Origin of the sequence: Citrobacter sp. Cb041, from assembly GCF_030336655.1 — a bacterium.
Taxonomy (GTDB): domain Bacteria; phylum Pseudomonadota; class Gammaproteobacteria; order Enterobacterales; family Enterobacteriaceae; genus Citrobacter; species Citrobacter braakii.
The window spans coordinates 23,041-41,930 of the sequence record NZ_JAOWDD010000039.1 but is presented as its reverse complement, the minus strand read 5'-3'; the positions used below and the strand labels follow the sequence as shown (position 1 = coordinate 41,930).

Below are 18,890 nucleotides of genomic sequence, written 5' to 3'. Positions count from 1 at the left end.
TTTAACACCACGAAACGCTAATAAAGCACCCTTCATGGCTAAATTATATGGCACTTGTGAGCCTAAGGTCACATGTTCTACTGGAACAATATGAAAATCTTAACCGAAATCGGATATACCGAGTATAAACGAATCATTCATATAATTGATGTAATAAAGCGTCCATTGTAATGATTAGCCCTCAAAAATCATTAAGGAAGCATGGCATTAGTCGGCACTTTATGGTTGAGTGTCAAGGCTAATTTGCTTAAAAGGATGACATATGAAATCGGGCCGTTTTATCGGTGTAATGTCTGGAACCAGCCTTGATGGCGTCGATGTTGTGCTGGCGACAATAGATGAAACGATGGTTGCGCAACAGGCGAGTCTGACCTGGCCTATCCCTCTCCATATAAAGCAGGCGATCCTGGATATCTGTCAGGGGCAGCAGCTTACGCTATCGCAGTTTGGCCAACTTGACGCACAGCTCGGTTATCTGTTTGCCGAGGCGGTGAATGCGCTGTTGGCACAGGAAAAATTGAAACCGCAGGAGATCGTTGCGATTGGCTGTCATGGGCAAACCGTGTGGCATGAACCGACGGGAATTGCGCCGCACACGCTGCAAATTGGCGACAACAATCAAATCGTCGCGCGTACCGGGATAACGGTGATCGGCGATTTTCGTCGCCGCGATATTGCTCTCGGCGGGCAGGGCGCGCCGTTGGTTCCCGCTTTTCATCAGGCGCTGTTGGCTCATCCAACGGAGCGGCGGATGGTGCTAAACATCGGCGGAATTGCCAATCTGTCTCTGCTTATCCCACAGCAACCCGTTCGCGGTTACGACACCGGGCCGGGCAATATGCTGATGGATGCCTGGATCTGGCGGCAATGCGGCCAACCCTACGACAAAGATGCGCAGTGGGCCACATCGGGAACGGTGATCCTGCCTTTACTGCAAAATATGCTTAACGATCCTTATTTTTCTGCGCCTGCGCCGAAAAGCACTGGCCGCGAGTATTTCAATTATGGCTGGATAGAACGTCATATGGCGCAGTTCCCGGGAATAAGCCCGCGGGATGTGCAGGCGACGCTTGCCGAACTGACGGCCGTGACCATTTCCGAGCAGGTCTTGCTAAGCGGAGGCTGTGAACGGCTAATGGTATGCGGCGGCGGCAGCCGTAATCCGCTGCTGATGATGCGTCTGGCGGCATTATTGCCAGGGACAGAGGTCACTTCAACCGATGAGGCTGGGATCAGCGGCGATGATATGGAGGCCCTGGCTTTTGCCTGGCTGGCGTGGCGAACGCTGGCGGGATTACCGGGAAATCTGCCTTCCGTGACCGGCGCATCAGAACCGAGCGTTTTAGGGGCGATTTATCCCGCTAACCCACGAACTCAGAGTTAACTGAAATTATTCAGCGCCATATGTCGATAAACTAGGGATATTAGGGAGGGTGCCATTACCCTCCAGGACCAGGAAAGTCTTCAGGATATGGCTATGAAAAAACTGTTGTTAGTGTGTCTGCCGGTACTGCTTAGCGGGTGCAGCGTGTACAACCAATTTGTCGAGCGTATGCAAACGGATACCCTCGAATACCGCTGTGAAGAAAAACCGCTTACCGTGAAGCTGAACAATACCCGTCAGATGGCGAGTTTTGTTTATGATAATCAGCTATTGAACCTCAAACAGGGCGTGTCGGCATCAGGTGCTCGCTATACCGATGGTATTTACGTCTTCTGGTCTAAAGGCGATGAGGCAACGGTCTATAAACGAGACAGAATTGTGCTAAATAACTGTCAGTTACAGAACCCGAAGCGTTGAGATTTTCACCTGGGCGGCGCACAATAGCGTCACCCACTGACAATCCGTAGCCAACATCATGTCTGATAACGACGAATTGCAGCAAATCGCGCATTTGCGCCGTGAATACACGAAAGGCGGTCTCCGCCGCCGCGATCTTCCCGCCGAGCCCCTTGCGCTGTTCGAGCGCTGGCTGGGGCAAGCCTGTGACGCCAAACTGGCCGATCCCACTGCGATGGTCGTTGCTACCGTCGATGAAAACGGTCAGCCTTATCAGCGTATCGTGTTGCTCAAACATTATGATGACAAAGGGCTGGTGTTCTATACCAACCTCGGTAGCCGTAAGGCACATCAGATTGAGAAAAACCCACGCATCAGCCTCCTGTTTCCCTGGCATACGCTGGAACGGCAGGTGATGGTGATCGGCAAGGCTGAGCGCCTGTCCACGCTGGAAGTGGTGAAATACTTCCACAGTCGCCCACGTGATAGCCAGATTGGCGCCTGGGTCTCTAAGCAATCCAGTCGGATCTCCGCGCGCGGTATTCTGGAAAGCAAATTCCTCGAACTGAAGCAGAAGTTTCAGCAAGGGGACGTTCCACTGCCCAGTTTCTGGGGAGGCTTTCGCGTGAGTATTGAGCAGATGGAGTTCTGGCAGGGTGGCGAAAACCGTCTGCACGATCGTTTTTTATACCAACGCGAAGATAACGCGTGGAAAATTGATCGCCTGGCCCCCTAAAGATGCAAAATTCTTGTTTTAAGCGCTGGTGCTGAACAATCCGGCGCTTTATTCTATGTTTCTTTCGCATCAGGCGAAAAGTCGTGTACCGGCTAAGGTGCAGTCGTTTTATACATGGAGATTTTGATGGCAAGCAGTAACTTGATTAAACAATTGCAAGAGCGGGGGCTGGTGGCCCAGGTGACGGACGAGGAAGCGTTAGCAGAGCGACTGGCGCAAGGCCCGATCGCGCTCTATTGCGGCTTCGATCCTACCGCTGACAGCTTGCATTTGGGGCATCTGGTTCCATTGTTATGCCTGAAACGCTTCCAGCAGGCAGGCCATAAACCTGTCGCACTGGTGGGCGGCGCAACCGGTCTGATTGGTGACCCGAGCTTTAAAGCCGCCGAGCGTAAACTGAATACCGAAGACACCGTGCAGGAGTGGGTGGATAAAATCCGCAAACAGGTTGCGCCGTTCCTCGATTTCGACTGTGGCGACAACTCGGCGATTGCTGCGAACAACTATGACTGGTTTGGCAGTATGAATGTACTGACTTTCCTGCGTGATATCGGCAAACACTTCTCCGTTAACCAGATGATCAACAAAGAAGCGGTGAAGCAGCGTCTGAACCGTGACGATCAGGGGATCTCTTTTACCGAGTTTTCTTACAACCTGCTGCAGGGTTATGACTTTGCCTGCCTGAACAAACTGCACGGTGTTGCGCTGCAGATTGGCGGTTCTGACCAGTGGGGCAACATTACTTCGGGTATCGATTTGACCCGTCGCCTGCACCAGAACCAGGTGTTTGGTCTGACCGTTCCGTTGATCACTAAAGCTGACGGCACGAAATTCGGTAAGACGGAAGGCGGCGCTGTGTGGCTGGATCCGAAGAAAACCAGTCCGTACAAATTCTACCAGTTCTGGATCAATACCGCCGATGCGGATGTTTATCGCTTCCTGAAATTCTTCACCTTCATGGACATTGAAGAGATCAATGCGCTGGAAGAAGAAGATAAAAATAGCGGTAAAGCGCCGCGCGCCCAGTATGTTCTGGCTGAGCAAGTAACGCGTCTGGTTCACGGCGAAGAAGGTCTGGTAGCGGCAAAACGTATTACCGAAAGCTTGTTCAACGGTAATCTGAGCGACTTGAGCGAAGCGGATTTCGAACAGCTGGCGCAGGATGGCGTGCCGATGATCGAGATGGACAAAGGTGCCGATCTGATGCAGGCGCTGGTGGACTCCGAGCTGCAACCTTCTCGCGGCCAGGCACGTAAGACTATCGCGTCTAATGCGGTGACCATCAACGGTGAGAAGCAATCCGATCCGGAATATTTCTTCCAGGAGAGTGATATCCTGTTCGGGCGCTACACCTTACTGCGCCGTGGCAAGAAGAACTATTGTCTGATTTGCTGGAAGTAAGATTTAGTTAGCAGGGGCGTGGGAAACTACGCCCCTTTATTTTTTCAGGGTTGTGGTAAGTAAAATGAAGAATATCCTCGCCATCCAGTCCCACGTTGTTTTTGGTCATGCGGGCAACAGTGCAGCAGAATTTCCAATGCGTCGTCTTGGCGCAAATGTCTGGCCGCTGAATACCGTTCAGTTTTCTAACCACACACAGTACGGCAAATGGACCGGTTGCGTTATGCCGCCGAGTCATCTGACTGACATTGTCCAGGGCATTGCCGATATCGATAAACTCCAGACTTGTGACGCAGTACTGAGCGGCTATCTTGGCTCGGCTGAACAGGGCGAGCATATTCTGGGTATTGTACGCAAAGTAAAAGCGGCCAATCCGCATGCGAAATATTTTTGTGACCCGGTGATGGGCCATCCGGAAAAAGGGTGTATCGTCGCGCCGGGCGTAGCGGAGTTTCATGTACGCCATGCGCTTCCAGCCAGCGATATTATCGCCCCGAATTTGGTTGAGCTCGAAATTCTGTGCGAGCATGCGGTGAATAATGTCAATGAGGCCGTGGCGGCAGCGCGTGAGCTCATCGCTCAGGGACCAGAGATTGTGCTGGTGAAGCACCTGGCTCGCGCGGGTATCAGCGCAGATCGTTTCGAGATGCTGTTAGTTACTGCTGAACAGGCATGGCATATCAGCCGACCGTTAGTCGATTTTGGCGCTCGTCAACCGGTTGGCGTGGGTGATGTCACCAGCGGCTTATTGTTGGTTAAACTGCTGCAGGGCGCGTCTTTACAGCAGGCGTTGGAGCACGTGACGGCGGCGGTGTACGAAGTGATGATTGCTACCAAAAAAATGCACGAGTATGAGCTGCAGGTCGTGGCTGCGCAGGATTGTATCGCGAAGCCTGAACACTACTTCAGCGCGACGCAGCTATAACCAATGCCCTATGGCGCTCACGCTTATCGGGCCTGCGTTTGGCTGTAGGCCGGGTAAGCGCAAGCGCTACCCGGCAACAACAATTAATTTAACCCTTCTGCTTTCAACGCCGCGGCAACCGCCGGACGTTCAGCCATACGCGCCATATACGCATCGATATTGCTTAACCCTGCCATATTCAGCTTAACCGCATAGGCCCAACGCAGCACGGTGAACAAATAGGCGTCCGCAATGCTGAAGCGCGAACCGCAGATCCATTGGTTATCTTGCAGCGCGTCGTTCACATACTGCATTTTTTTCTCCAGCAGCGCGCGAACGGTTGGCTTGAAGTCTTCCGGCGTATCGGGACGGAACAGTGGGGTAAAGCCTTTATGCAGTTCTGTCGCAATGTAGTTAAGCCATTCAATGGTTTTGTAACGGGAGAGGCTGCTGGTCGGGGCAAGGAGTTGACGGTCTGGAACGGTGTCCGCCAGGTATTGCATGATGGCGACGCCTTCGGTCAGTAGCGTACCGTCATCCAGCAGCAGCGCGGGAACTTGCCCTTTTGGGTTTACCGCGAAAAAATCATCGCCGTTTTCCAGACGCTTCTTCATCAGATCAACACCATCCAGCGTGAAATCTTTACCGCTCTCACGAAGTGTGATGTGGGAAGCAAGAGAACAAGCGCCCGGTTTGTAGAACAGTTTCATCGGTAACTCCTTTTGGCTGAGGTATATCGTATGGTAGTGCTAGCTCAGGCAAAAAAAAAGCCGCTAACACCAGTTAGCGGCCTGAAAAAGAGTTTCCCTGAGAATTACGCTGTCGCGGCCTTAGAGGCTTTCTCATTGACGTCATCGTCCTGAGTCATACGATTCAGTTTCGGTGCCGTCAACAGCATCAGAACAGCGATAACAGCCGTAGCAACACCAATCTGCAGGAACACACGACCGTAGACTTCAAGGGACATCAGCGGGTCAGTGACGTTCTCTGGTACAGCCATCATGTTGGCTACGTAACCACCGATGATGTTTGCACCGGCTGTAGTCAGGAACCAGCTACCCATGATGAAGCCCATCAGGCGTTGCGGAACCAACTGAGCCACCATTGCCAGACCCAGACCGGAGATCATCAGTTCACCGATACTTTGCAGACCGTAGCAGATGATCAGCCAGTTAACGGAAACGATGCCCGCATCGGTAGCGAATTTAGCACCCAGCGGCAGGATCAGGAACGCACCGGAACACAGCACCATACCAATCGCAAACTTGGTTGGCATCGGCAGGGTATCGCCCATCTTGTTATAGATAGCGGCGAGGATTGGGCTACCAATGATGATCCAGAACGGGTTCAGTGCCTGGTACTGCTCAGGTTCGAAAGCAATGCCAAGAATAGAGTGCTCAACGTTACGAATCGCGAAGAAGTTCAGTGAGGTCGGCATCTGGCTGTACAGCACGAAGAAGATAATCGCTTCCAGCATCAGAATGAAGGCGACGATCATTTTACGACGCGCAGCACCGTGCATGGTGAATGCTTCTTTACCGAAGATAAACACGATACCCAGAGCAATGACGCCCAGAACCATACGAGCGATCTGCTGGTTGTGCAGCAACCAGGTTGCAATCGCGATCAGTACCACGACACCAACAATAGTCAGCAACAGGTTACGGAAGTTGATCGGCTCAAAGTCAGGTTTAGAACCGTACTGTTTAACCCAGCGCTGACAGAATGCGAAGTTAACAACGGTAATCAGCATACCCACGACGCTCAGAGCGAACGCGGTGCTCCAGCCGTAATGCGCAGCCAACCACGGTGTTGCCAGCATAGAGAAGAATGAACCGATGTTGACGGACATGTAGTACATGGTAAATGCACCATCAAGACGCGGGTCATCTTTGGCATAGCAGGTAGAGAGCAGGGATGATGGGTTTGCTTTAAACAGGCCATTACCGACCGCGATGGCCGCCATGCCCATATAAACGATACCCGCATCGTGACCAGACCATGCTACCAACGCATAACCGATGGCCAGGACAACGGCACCCAGCATAATGACACGTTTTGTACCCAGAACTTTATCACCTAACCAGCCGCCAATGGCAACCAGACCGTACACCAGGGCGCTAAAGGACGAGAAAAGGGTGATGGAATCCGCTTCTGACATACCCAGTTGTTTAACCAGGTAGACGGCCATGATTCCCTGCAGGCCGTAATAACCAAAACGCTCCCACAGCTCAATAGAGAAAATGAGATAGAACGCTTTTGGTTGTTTGAAGGCGTTTAAACTCACGCTTTCTGTTGGTTTATTGTTTGCAGTAGACACTTTTACCTCTTTTTTTACATCCCATATCAACGGGGGTGTTCAGGCACGTGATGAGTCAAGTTCATCCGTCCGATTGTTATAGTGGGAGGGGAAACGGCAAGTAATGTTCACTATCTTGACCATTCAGACAAGTGGTTTGTAATAATCTGTTACATATATCATGACTGGTGAAATCGTCGGGACTGTGAAATGTTATCTAGCGTTAAATTTCTTCATTTGAAAAATGGCAGATTTTTACACTGTTTAATCAGGGTAAAAACCGCAATGTGGCGATATGTTCTGCTATTTGCGCTTGAATCCAGTGATATAGGCCATTATCTGAAAAATAGCCAGTGTAATGTTTTGTTTAGAAACTGTTCAGTTAGGTCATCTGATTGTCACTTTAACTAAAAAATAAATATTTTTTAACATTGTGTTATCTGGATGATCTGGATCACGTATAGATAGAAATTTCTTTTACTAAAAAAACGATTAACCTGCTCAGGTGTTAATTAACAAGAATATTGCATTAGATATGCGCGGTTGAACGGCATCATTGTCGGGAAAATAAACTCAGGGGAGTGCATAACTAATCGTTATGTTAGCGAGGGGCAAGCAGTATGCCCCGGCAGCATCAGATATCGACTTTCTCTTTGAATTCGCAAAGATCTTCGATAATGCAGGAGCCGCAGCGCGGCTTTCTGGCTATGCAGGTGTAGCGGCCATGAAGAATTAACCAGTGATGGCAATCGACTTTAAATTCACTGGGTACGACTTTCAGCAGCTTCTCTTCAACCTGCTCAACGTTTTTACCCGGGGCGAACTGGGTACGATTACAAACGCGAAAAATATGGGTATCTACGGCAATAGTGGGCCAGCCAAAGGCGGTATTTAACACCACATTAGCCGTCTTTCGCCCAACCCCGGGCAGGGCTTCTAATGCGGCCCGGTCTTCAGGCACTTCACCATTATGTTGCTCCAGCAGAATGCGGCAGGTTTTAATCACGTTCTCCGCTTTGCTGTTAAACAAACCGATTGTCTTGATGTAGGACTTAACCCCTTCAACGCCAAGCTCCAGCATCGCGGCTGGCGTATTGGCGATGGGGTAGAGCTTAGCCGTCGCTTTATTGACGCTGACATCGGTGGCCTGCGCGGAGAGCAAGACTGAAATCAGCAGTTCGAACGGCGATGTAAAATTTAGCTCGGTTGTCGGATGCGGATTGTTCTCACGCAGGCGCGTCAGTATTTCCAGCCGTTTTGCTTTGTTCATTACACATTCCCTGTTTCACCAGCCGGACTGTCCGTGACAGCCGCCTCGGCACGACGTTTCTTCATTTTCTCATCAATCAGATACTTAACTGCCAGCATCAGACCCAGGCCAATAAACGCGCCTGGTGGCAGCATGGCCAGCAGAAACGGCGTATCGGTATGAAAGATCTCAACGCGCAATACTTTGGCCCAGCTACCCAACAAACCGTCTGCGCCATCAAAGAGTGTACCGTTACCAATTATTTCACGTAGCGAGCCCAGAACAAACATGGCGCCAGTTGCGCCCATGCCGATGGAAAAACCATCGAGTGCGGATAGCGCAGGGCCCTTTTTGGCTGCGAAGGCTTCAGCGCGGCCAACAACAATACAGTTGGTCACAATCAGCGGGATAAAAATGCCCAGAGACTGATACAGGCCAAAAGCGTAGGCATTGATCAACATTTGCACCGCGCTCACCACGGAGGCGATGATCATGACATAAATCGGAATACGTATTTCAGGCGGTGTCCAGCGACGAAGGGCAGAAATCGTCAGGTTCGTCAGCGTCAGGACGAGCGTAGTCGCGAGTCCCAGGCCCAGCGCGTTAGTGGCGGTCGAGGTGACGGCCAACAGCGGACACATCCCGAGTAACTGCACAAGCGCGGAGTTATTTTTCCATAATCCTTGGACAATAACGTCTTTAATTTCGCTCATGGTTTATTCTCCACAGGCGCTAAGTTGAGGAAGTTGCGCGGGCAGCGTCTGCGCATACAAACCGGCGCGTTTTACTGCATTAACTACCGCACGCGGCGTAATGGTTGCGCCAGTAAACTGGTCAAAGTCGCCGCCGTCTTTTTTCACCGCCCAGTGAGCGTCGTTACCCGCAGCGATCGTTTTGCCGCTAAAGTGGGTGATCCAGTCGGACAGTCGCAGTTCGATTTTATCGCCCAGCCCTGGCGTTTCATGATGTTCGGTCACCCGCGTACCCAACACGGTACCCGAAAAATCGACACCAACCAGCAGTTGAATAGCCCCGGAATAACCATCTGGCGCCGTAGCTTCAAGAATTGCTGCAACGGGACGATCGTCCTGGCGGGCAATATACACTCGGTGAGTGCCTTTGCCCAACGCCTGCGCATCGACCAGATAACAACTTTCGGACAAGTTATTATTGTAGCGATCGCCTGGCAGAACCTGATCGAACAGCGTTTTTTGCTGCAGCGCGGCTTGTTCATCAATGGTGGACTTGGTTAATTGATTTATTGCCGCGGTTAACCCCGTCGAGCCCGCTGCAAACAGTGCCAGAGTAATACCGTGTTTACGAATCGTTTTCAGCATAGGGAGTCCTTAGCGATGTCCGTACACGCGAGGGCGGGTGTAATAATCAATCAGGGGAACCGTGATATTTGCCAGCAATACGGCAAAAGCCACGCCATCAGGATAACCGCCAAAACTGCGAATCAACCACACTAACAGGCCCGCAAGTGCGCCAAAAATCAGGCGACCACGGTTGGTAGTTGATGCTGTAACGGGATCGGTAAGAATAAAGAATGCTCCCAGCATGGTCGCGCCGGAAAGTAGGTGCAACTGGGGCGATGCCAGCGAATCTGGCGAGAAAATCCAGCCTAAAGTGGCACAAACGGCGAGCGACAGCAGGAAGCTAACCGGGATATGCCAGCGAATCGCTTTCTGCCATAGCAACACGACGCCGCCCACCAGCCAGGCAAGGTTAACCCACTGCCAGCCAGCGCCTGCAAGCATGCCGCTGTAGATTGGGTATTGCATCACCTGCTCAACAGTACGTCCCGCATGCAGCGAAGTCTTAAAGGTATCGAGAGGTGTTGCCTGACTGATACCATCAATACCCATACGCAGCGTGTTCATATCCCCGCCACTGGCGGTATGTCCGCTAAAGATAACGTTCAGGGCGTCAAAAAAACCAGGCACAGTCGCCGCAATTTCATGCGGCGGCAGCCAGCTTGTCATCTGTACCGGGAATGAAATCAGCAGCACCACGTAACCAATCATGGCGGGGTTAAACGGGTTCTGACCGAGGCCGCCATACAGCTGTTTAGCAATGATAACGGCGAATACCGTGCCTAAAACTACCATCCACCAGGGGGCGAGCGGGGGAATACTCACGGCCAGCAGTAACCCGGTGAGCAATGCGGAGTTGTCTTGTAAAATCGCGACAATGGGGTGTTTGCGCAGTTTAAGCACGCCCGCTTCGGCGGCGATAGCGCTGATGGCGGCCAGAACTATCTGGAACAACGTACCCCAGCCAAAGAACCACAGCTGAGCGGCGATCCCCGGCAATGCAGCCAGTAACACCAGCATCATGATACGCGATGTCTGGCGCTGGTTATGGGTATAAGGGGAGCTTGCTATTCTGAATACCATTTATTCCTCGTTTACAACCTGCTGCTGGGCGGCTTTCTTTGCCTGAGCGCGTGCAATAGCGGCCGCGACGGCGGCTTTACGCGGATCCACCGGTTCGACTGTTTCCGTAACCGTCTGCTGCTCGAGCTTGCGGGCTTTGGCGCGGGCAATAGCCGCTTCCACGGCGGCTTTACGCGGATCCACCGGTTCGACCGTTTCCGTAACCGCCTGCTGTTCGAGCTTGCGGGCTTTGGCGCGGGCGATAGCCGCTTCCACGGCGGCTTTACGCGGATCCACCGGTTCGACCGTTTCCGTAACCGTCTGCTGCTCGAGCTTGCGAGCTTTGGCGCGGGCGATAGCCGCTTCCACGGCGGCTTTACGCGGATCGACCGGTTCGGCCGTTTCCGTTACGGCTTCCTGCTCAAGCTTGCGGGCTTTGGCACGAGCGATTGCCGCTTCCACGGCGGCTTTACGCGGATCGACCTCTGTACTGCTGCCTCCTGTTTGGGGAGGGTTTTCCATCCGGGTTGCGCGAGCTTGCGCCTTACGCGCCTCGCGTGCGGCAATCACGGCACTATTGTCAGGTTTTTCGCCAGCCTGAATGACTACCGGCTGCATTGCCTGAGCCTGCTTTTCTTTTACGCGAGCCAGCGCGGCGGCAATGGCATCATGATCTTTAGCCGCAGGCTGAACGGCAGCACTTTTGTGACGTTCAAGACGAGCTGCTTTTTCACGTTCTAGTCTCGCCTGTCGGGCTTCAAATCGCGCTTTCGCTTCAGCGGCACGTTTTTCTTCCTGACTAATGGCATAAATCTCGGCTTTTTCCTGACGGAAATACTGCACCAGTGGAATATTGCTTGGGCATACCCAGGCGCAGGCACCGCATTCAATGCAGTCCGCGATATTGTGCGCCGTTGCTTTGTCGTGCTGCTGCCCTTTACTGAACCAATAAAGCTGTTGCGGCAGGAGATCGGCCGGACAGGCATCGGCGCATGCGCTACAGCGAATACAGCCTTTCTCTTCCGGCGTTTCTCCCATTTCACTGGCAGAGGGCGCCAGAAGACAGTTGGTTATCTTCACCACCGGTACATCCAGCCACGGCAGCGTAAAGCCCATCAGCGGCCCGCCCATAATCACCATCTGGTCGGCGGAAGGGCAGAAGCCCGCGTCGTTGAGCAGATGACGAACCGGCGTGCCTAAACGCGCCCAGACGTTGCCCGGACGGCTGACGGCTTCGCCGGTCAGCGTCACGACACGCTCGGTAATCGGTTCTCCGTCAATCACCGCACGTTTAATCGCGTAGGCGGTTCCAACGTTTTGCATCAGCACGCCGATATCTGAGGAGCGTCCCCCGTGGGGAACCTGCTTGCCGGTCAGGATTTGCGTTAACTGCTTGGCCCCGCCTGACGGGTACTTGGTGGGGATTACGCGTAAGCTGATATCGTGTGAATCAGCCAGCACCGCGCGCAGCATGGAAATTGCCTGTGGCTTGTTATCTTCAATGCCCAGTAGAATTTCGCGTGGCTGAAGAATATGCGCCAGGATACGGATACCTTCGACGACCTGCGCCGCGCAGTCCTGCATCAGGCGGTCATCAGCCGTAATGTACGGCTCGCATTCAGCAGCGTTAATGATCAGCGTTTCAATTTTATCTCCGCCGCCCTGCAGCTTAACGCCGGTGGGAAAACCCGCGCCACCCAGTCCGGCGACGCCGAACTGGTGAATACGTGCGATCAGCTCTTCCCGGCTGCGGGAACGGTAATCGGCCCAGCCGTCTCGCTCAATCCAGCGATCTTCGCCATCGGCATCAATAATAACGCTCAGCTCAGCTAATGCCGATGGATGTGCAGTAGAATGCGGCGCAATAGCAACAACGGTGCCTGACGTTGGCGCATGTACCGGAAGCATTTTACCACGCCCAAGGGTTAACGCCTGACCACGCAGCACGCTGTCGCCTACGTTTACGCACAGCTCACCCTCCGCGCCAATATGTTGTTTCAGCGGAATAACAAAGCGTGGCGCCAGCGGAACCTGTCGCAGCGGCGTACCGTTCGACTGGGTCTTCATTTCTGGTGGATGAATGCCGCCATCAAAGTCCCAGATTTTGTTTTTTCTGAATGCAGAGAATAACTTAAACATGTTGTTCCACGGGAATGATGCGCACAGGGATGGTGTTTAAATCCCATTTCCAGCTATCAGGTGTCTCGGCCACCGGGCGTAATTCGATACATTGCGTCGGGCACGGATCAACGCACAGGTTGCACCCGGTGCAGAGATCGCTCATCACCGTGTGCATGGCGCGGGTCGCGCCCACGATCGCATCAACCGGGCAGGCCTGAATGCACTTTGTACAACCGATACAGTTATTTTCATCAATGACCGCCAGCATACGCACGGGGGTAATATCGTGTTCATCACCATCAATCGGTTGCGGGTCGACGTTCAGCAGGGCGGCAATTTTTAACATCACCGCTTCGCCACCGGGTGCGCAACGGTTGATTTTTTCGCCCTGAGAGCCGATCGCTTCAGCGTAAGGATGACAGCCCGGATAGCCGCATTGTCCACACTGGCTTTGCGGGAGAATTTCATCAATTTTCTCCACGACAGGATCATCTTCCACGGCAAAACGTCGTGAGGCGTAACCCAAAATAGCGCCGAACGCCAGACCCAGTAGACTCACTGCGGCAACGGCAATCCAGATAGCATTCATTACAACTTCACCAAACCACTAAAGCCCATAAAGGCCAATGACATTAAACCAGCGGTAATCAGCGCAATCGCATTACCGCGAAACGGTGCAGGCACGTCCGCCACGGCGAGGCGTTCACGGATCGCGGCGAACAGTACCATCACCAGTGAGAAGCCGACGGCGGCGGAAAAACCGTATAGCGCCGACTGTAAAAAGTTATGACCGAGGTTGATGTTCAGTAACGCCACGCCTAATACCGCGCAGTTAGTGGTGATCAGTGGTAGGAAGATCCCCAGCAGGCGGTAAAGTGCAGGGCTGGTTTTGCGTACAACCATCTCGGTAAATTGCACGACGACGGCGATGACCAGAATAAAAGCCAACGTGCGCAGATAGATGAGATTGAGTGGAATGAGGATCCAGGTGTCAATCAGCCATGCGCAGATGGATGCCAGTGTCATGACAAACGTCGTGGCAAGGCCCATACCCATTGCGGTTTCCAGTTTTTTGGAAACGCCCATAAACGGGCAGAGCCCCAGAAACTTGACCAGTACAAAGTTATTGACCAGTACAGTTCCGACAAACAGCAGCAGGTAATCAGTCATTTTTCGGCCTGAAATAAAAAAGCCGCCTATTATCTGACAATCTACAACAGGCGACAACAGGTTAACTGTAGGGTTATTACGGATTCACAAACGTCGATTTAACGCGTTGCGAGCGTTTGAAATAGGGCACCAACAGTGCTGCAGCCAGCAATGGGAACAGCAGTTGGCGCACGGCAAAGGCGTCAGGAACCGGTGAAAACGCAAACGCTTTAATCGCCAGTAACACGGAGATCAGCAGCCATAGAATATAATGCTTAGGCACACAGGCTCTGCGTTTGAAAAACGCAATCGTCAGCCACAGCGTGTAATACCACATGGCAATCGCGGTAATAAAAGAGACGCCCCATAACAGCAAATTTGCCGTACTTTGCGCACCCAGCGTTTGGAAGGTTTGCGGTGTAGCCAGCGCAGTGACATAAAGTAATAACGCCAGCGAAGCGCTCAACAATGCGACTAACAGCCAGGCCAGTGGCCCAAGTAGCCAGCCCCCGATACGTTGTGCCGGTGTGGTAGTCATCTCTTCTCCAGGTTTACGCGCGCAATCAAACATGCCATTCATTTTGGGGCAATTATTATAAAGCTTTTAACGTTGAGCGCTACTTTCTTCTTTATTGCACGTAATGCCAGACTGATTTGGGTACCTGACCAACATCAAACAGACGACCTCCTGAGATAAGCTCCGCACGGCGATGGTCTGCAGCCCGATACATATTGATAATGTCGCTATCGTCGGTGAGCGTGTAGTTAAGATGGTCGAACAGTTTTTCCAGACTTTCGAGTGAACTGATTTTGCGGAATTTTAATAAGTAATCCTGAACAGTCATAAATGGAAATCCATATTAATAAAATAATACCAACGGAGTAGTAAATATAAATAATAAACAACATGCACAGGTAAAAGCGGATTGACGCGCAAATGTGAGAAGAGTGTTCATACCTGTGGAAAAGCAGGCGCTATGCGCACCTGCGGTAAGGGTAACGCGCTTCGCTACAGCAGGCAATATGCACCGGAGTGGGATGCGGCATTATTCCCTTTTTTTGACAAAATTCGATCTTTTGCAGCCAAACCCTGCCGTTACTCGATGTTAATTACCGGGTTATAAGAGACTGCAGATGCTTATTTCTTCTGCACAGCAGCAACGGGCTCCGGTGGCTGGTAATTGTCAATATGATTGGCAACACCCAGCAGGATCACAGAGACGGTGAGAACAATCCAACCTGCTAATTCAATAAGACGATTCATTACTGATGACATTTGCTTTGATTTATCCATAAACACAGGCTGCAAATGTTACTAATCTCTCAATAATACAGCAAGATAATTGGGAACGATTTCTCCCTGTTTTTCGCTGCAAGTTAAGCATAAGTGGCATATGTTTGACTTAAGTTAATAAACAACCTTTGTAGCGCAATGGTTATTAAACTATTGAGACGTTGCAGGGTATGGTGTGAAATAGGTCAGTCCTGAATTGAGAGGCTATAACATGAGTGACAACATCCGCGTTGGGCTAATTGGCTATGGTTACGCCAGTAAAACCTTCCATGCCCCCCTGATTGTGGGCACACCGGGCCTCGAACTGGCTGCGGTTTCCAGTAGTGATGAAGCAAAAGTGAAGGCAGACTGGCCAACGGTGGCGGTTGTTGCTGAGCCTAAACACCTTTTTAACGATCCGAATATCGACCTGATTGTGATCCCCACGCCTAATGACACTCACTTCCCGTTAGCGAAGGCTGCACTGGAAGCGGGCAAACATGTGGTTGTTGATAAGCCTTTTACCGTGACACTGTCACAAGCACGCGAACTGGATGCGTTGGCGCGCAGCCTTGGCCGTGTGCTGTCCGTTTTCCATAACCGCCGTTGGGACAGTGATTTTCTGACGTTGAAAGCCCTGCTGGCGGATGGCGTTTTGGGGGAGGTGGCGTATTTCGAATCCCATTTCGATCGATTCCGCCCGCAGGTTCGTGACCGCTGGCGTGAACAGGGGGGGCCGGGAAGCGGCATCTGGTATGATTTAGCACCGCATCTTCTGGATCAGGCAATTAACCTGTTTGGTTTGCCCGTCAGCATGACGGTAGACCTGGCTCAGCTTCGCCCAGGTGCGCAAGCGACGGATTACTTCCATGCCATCCTGACTTACCCGCAGCGTCGTGTGATTCTGCACGGCACCATGCTCGCTGCCGCTGAGTCGGCCCGTTATATCGTGCACGGATCGCGTGGCAGCTATGTGAAGTATGGTCTTGACCCGCAGGAAGAGCGCCTGAAAAATGGCGAGCGACTGCCTCAGGAAGACTGGGGTTACGACATGCGCGATGGCGTGTTGACGCGAATAGAAGGCGAAGAGCAGGTTGAAGAGACCTGGCTGACTGTACCGGGTAATTACCCGGCGTACTATGCTGGCATTCGTGATGCGCTAAATGGTCACGGTGAAAACCCGGTACCGGCGAGACAAGCTATTCAAATCATGGAGCTGATTGAGCTGGGTCTTGAATCGGCGAAACATCGCTCGACGCTGTGCCTTGCCTGATTAGGCAAATGCCGGATGGTGATGCTCAGCATCTCATCCGGCACTTTAACCGTCACGCTGCGGCGACTTTCTCGCGCAGGGCACGTTTTTCTTCGTTACTCAGAAATGCCATTTCCAGGCCGTTGATTTGCGCCTGACGGATCTGTTCGCGCGTGAGTCCTGCTGCTGGCGCGGCAATGGTGTACTCGTGAATAATATCCACACCCTGTACCGCCGGATCGTCCGTATTCAAGCTGGCTAAAACGCCATGCTCAAGGAATGTTTTCAGCGGGTGGGTTGCCAGAGAGGCGACGGTGCTGGTCTGAATGTTCGATGTCAGGCAGGATTCGATGCCGATACGGTGTTCGGCGAGGTAATCCATCAACGCACGGTCTTCAACGGCTTTAACGCCGTGACCAATACGTTCTGCGCCCAGCTCTTTAATGGCCTGCCAGATACTTTCTGGTCCCGCGGCTTCGCCCGCATGTACGGTAATACGCCAGCCGGCGTCGCGCGCCTGATTGAAATGCGACAGGAACAGACTGCCCGGGAAACCCAGTTCGTCACCCGCCAGATCCAGCGCCGTAATATGGTCACGGTGGGCTAACAGCGCATCCAGTTCCTGCAGGCAGGCGGCTTCGCCGAAGGTACGGCTCATAATGCCAATTAAGCGAGCTTCGACGCCAAAGGTCTTGCAGCCCTCGCGTACGCCGGCAATGACGGCTTCAACCACGCCCGCAACCGGGAGCTGATGCGCCATCGCCATATAGCCGGGTGAAAAACGTAATTCTACATAGTGCAGGCCGTTACGTGCTGCATCCTCAATATTCTCAAATGCCACGCGGCGACACGCATCCAGCGAGGCCAGTACCTTCACGCCCCAGTCGAGCTTGGATAAAAAGCTCACTAAATCCGGCTCAGTTGATGTGACTTGCACATGAGGGATCAGCGTTTCCAGCGTTTGTGCCGGAAGCGTTAAATTGAACTGACGACCCAGTTCCAGGATCGTTTGGGCACGGATGTTACCATCAAGGTGGCGATGGACGTCGGTCAGGGGGAGGGAAGTATCAATCATGGTCGCACTCGTGTATTTAGGTAAAGTGCGTCGTATTATATGAAAAAATCGGGATAAAAAGCTATGTTGCGCAATGAATAATTTCATTGCGCAAACTTAATTAGCGTACAGAACGGATGGCGTTAATCAGCCCCTGAACGCCTTTTTCAAGCTTGGATCTTGGGCATCCGGCATTGAGGCGTACAAAACCGCGACCTTCTTCTCCGTAGGTGTATCCCGGCATGATAGCGACTTTCTGCTGGTGGATGAGAGCATCCTGCAAGGCATGGTCATCAATATTGAGCGGACGCAGGTCAATCCATGCCAGATAGGTGGATTGCGGAATCTGCCAGTTGAGTTCGGGGAATGCGGCATTAAGCTCACGCGCAACGTAATGCAGATTGCTGGCAAGATAATCGCGCAGCGCATCAAGCCAACTTGCACCCTGTTGATAAGCGGCAATATGTGCGCTAAGCGCCAGCACCGCAGGCGAGGAAAGACCATCGCGGCCTTTTAACGCGCTGAGGTAATCGTTGCGGCTTTGAGCATCTTCAATGAGTCCGTAAGCCCCGGTTAATGCCGGAATATTAAAACTCTTTGAGCCGGAAGTGAGCAGTGCCCAACTGCCACGCGCGACGTTACTCCACGGGATGTGCGGCCGGTCTGACCATACCATATCCATATGAATCTCATCGGAGATGACTTTTACACCATGGCGCTGACACAGTTCTGCCATGGTTTCCAGCTCGTCGCGCGTCCACACTTTGCCCGTTGGGTTTTGTGGGCTGCAAAGCAGAAGAATTTTGCTTTCAGGTCGAGACAGGGCTTTCTCCAGCGCAACCATGTCGCAAAACCAGCCGTCGGCGCGTTTTTCTAGTCCGACTGCGCACACCTGGCGCTGATTACCTTCAATCGCTTTGTAAAACGCATCGTACGCCGGAGTATGGATAACCACCGCATCGCCCACGGATGACCACTGGCGGATCAACTCCGACACCATATAGATGACCGAGGGGCCGTATACCAGCGACTGAGGATCTATCTGGGTGTTATGTCGCGAAAGAAACCAATGGCTTATCGCCGCCAGAAACTCATCGTTTTTCCAGCGGCTGTAACCCAACACGCCATGTGACAGGCGCTGAGTCAGCGCCTCCAGAATGCAAGGTGCGGTGGCAAAATCCATATCGGAGATGGTGAATGGCAGCAGATCGGCTGAACCAAAACGGTCGGCAACGTAATCCCACTGAGTACACCAGGTACCGTGCCTGTCCACAACCTTTGAAAAATCAAACAT

20 protein-coding genes are annotated in these 18,890 nt (G+C 52.4%); 6 read left to right on the top strand and 14 right to left on the bottom strand.

The annotated features are described in order from the left end of the window. Positions 1-262 precede the first annotated feature (262 nt). The 5 genes from anmK (at position 263) to pdxY (ending at position 4,842) form a co-directional block, all read left to right on the top strand. Complete coding sequence (anmK, locus tag OGV52_RS13140; RefSeq protein WP_016152999.1) at positions 263-1,384, top strand: anhydro-N-acetylmuramic acid kinase; 1,122 nt, start codon at positions 263-265, stop codon at positions 1,382-1,384. Between the two features lie 87 nt (positions 1,385-1,471). Beyond that, entirely contained in the window at positions 1,472-1,801 is a 330-nt protein-coding gene (gene mliC / locus OGV52_RS13135) for a C-type lysozyme inhibitor (RefSeq protein ID WP_141875155.1), read from the top strand. Between the two features lie 58 nt (positions 1,802-1,859). Beyond that, positions 1,860-2,516: a pyridoxamine 5'-phosphate oxidase gene (pdxH, locus tag OGV52_RS13130; protein ID WP_047500532.1), complete on the top strand. Its 657-nt coding sequence runs from the start codon at positions 1,860-1,862 to the stop codon at positions 2,514-2,516. A gap of 126 nt (positions 2,517-2,642) precedes the next feature. Then, entirely contained in the window at positions 2,643-3,917 is a 1,275-nt protein-coding gene (gene tyrS / locus OGV52_RS13125) for a tyrosine--tRNA ligase (protein ID WP_003836431.1), read from the top strand. A gap of 64 nt (positions 3,918-3,981) precedes the next feature. Continuing rightward, a complete protein-coding gene (pdxY, locus tag OGV52_RS13120) occupies positions 3,982-4,842 on the top strand; it encodes a pyridoxal kinase PdxY (RefSeq protein ID WP_287108617.1) in 861 nt (286 codons plus the stop codon). Between the two features lie 83 nt (positions 4,843-4,925). On the opposite strand, the gene gstA is transcribed toward pdxY, so the two are convergent. From gstA to blr, 12 genes are all read right to left on the bottom strand, one after another. Next, positions 4,926-5,531 carry a glutathione transferase GstA gene (gene gstA / locus OGV52_RS13115; protein WP_016153002.1) on the bottom strand — a complete coding sequence of 202 codons (606 nt, stop codon included), beginning with the start codon at positions 5,529-5,531 and terminating at the stop codon, positions 4,926-4,928. Between the two features lie 104 nt (positions 5,532-5,635). After that, entirely contained in the window at positions 5,636-7,141 is a 1,506-nt protein-coding gene (gene dtpA, locus OGV52_RS13110; protein WP_016153003.1) for a dipeptide/tripeptide permease DtpA, read from the bottom strand. 613 nt (positions 7,142-7,754) lie between these two features. After that, the gene (nth, locus tag OGV52_RS13105; RefSeq protein WP_016153004.1) at positions 7,755-8,390 is read right to left on the bottom strand and encodes an endonuclease III; all 636 of its coding nucleotides are present in this window, start codon (positions 8,388-8,390) and stop codon (positions 7,755-7,757) included. After that, complete coding sequence (locus OGV52_RS13100) at positions 8,390-9,082, bottom strand: electron transport complex subunit E (protein WP_016153005.1); 693 nt, start codon at positions 9,080-9,082, stop codon at positions 8,390-8,392. Before OGV52_RS13100 ends, nth begins: the two co-directional genes overlap by 1 nt. A gap of 3 nt (positions 9,083-9,085) precedes the next feature. After that, positions 9,086-9,706 (bottom strand): electron transport complex subunit RsxG, encoded by a 621-nt coding sequence (gene rsxG, locus OGV52_RS13095; RefSeq protein ID WP_016153006.1) that lies wholly within the window; start codon positions 9,704-9,706, stop codon positions 9,086-9,088. A gap of 9 nt (positions 9,707-9,715) precedes the next feature. Next, complete coding sequence (rsxD, locus tag OGV52_RS13090) at positions 9,716-10,768, bottom strand: electron transport complex subunit RsxD (RefSeq protein ID WP_287108616.1); 1,053 nt, start codon at positions 10,766-10,768, stop codon at positions 9,716-9,718. Further along, positions 10,769-12,886, bottom strand: a complete 2,118-nt coding sequence (gene rsxC / locus OGV52_RS13085; RefSeq protein WP_287108615.1) for an electron transport complex subunit RsxC — start codon at positions 12,884-12,886, stop codon at positions 10,769-10,771. Beyond that, entirely contained in the window at positions 12,879-13,457 is a 579-nt protein-coding gene (rsxB, locus tag OGV52_RS13080; protein ID WP_049281812.1) for an electron transport complex subunit RsxB, read from the bottom strand. The genes rsxC and rsxB overlap by 8 nt, the downstream gene beginning before the upstream one ends. Then, the gene (gene rsxA, locus OGV52_RS13075; protein WP_003029144.1) at positions 13,457-14,038 is read right to left on the bottom strand and encodes an electron transport complex subunit RsxA; all 582 of its coding nucleotides are present in this window, start codon (positions 14,036-14,038) and stop codon (positions 13,457-13,459) included. Before rsxA ends, rsxB begins: the two co-directional genes overlap by 1 nt. A gap of 76 nt (positions 14,039-14,114) precedes the next feature. Further along, a complete protein-coding gene (locus OGV52_RS13070; protein ID WP_016153009.1) occupies positions 14,115-14,555 on the bottom strand; it encodes a DUF2569 domain-containing protein in 441 nt (146 codons plus the stop codon). 91 nt (positions 14,556-14,646) lie between these two features. Next, positions 14,647-14,862 (bottom strand): transcription modulator YdgT, encoded by a 216-nt coding sequence (ydgT, locus tag OGV52_RS13065; protein ID WP_003832804.1) that lies wholly within the window; start codon positions 14,860-14,862, stop codon positions 14,647-14,649. A gap of 293 nt (positions 14,863-15,155) precedes the next feature. After that, complete coding sequence (blr, locus tag OGV52_RS13060; protein WP_019076739.1) at positions 15,156-15,281, bottom strand: division septum protein Blr; 126 nt, start codon at positions 15,279-15,281, stop codon at positions 15,156-15,158. 241 nt (positions 15,282-15,522) lie between these two features. On the opposite strand from blr, the gene OGV52_RS13055 reads away from it, so the two are divergent. Further along, positions 15,523-16,563: an oxidoreductase gene (locus OGV52_RS13055; RefSeq protein ID WP_016153010.1), complete on the top strand. Its 1,041-nt coding sequence runs from the start codon at positions 15,523-15,525 to the stop codon at positions 16,561-16,563. Between the two features lie 52 nt (positions 16,564-16,615). Here the strand turns inward: OGV52_RS13055 and add are convergent, their stop codons facing one another. Next, positions 16,616-17,617: an adenosine deaminase gene (gene add, locus OGV52_RS13050; RefSeq protein WP_094169216.1), complete on the bottom strand. Its 1,002-nt coding sequence runs from the start codon at positions 17,615-17,617 to the stop codon at positions 16,616-16,618. 100 nt (positions 17,618-17,717) lie between these two features. Continuing rightward, on the bottom strand, positions 17,718-18,890 hold the full coding sequence (locus tag OGV52_RS13045; RefSeq protein ID WP_103847920.1) for a MalY/PatB family protein: 1,173 nt from the start codon (positions 18,888-18,890) through the stop codon (positions 17,718-17,720).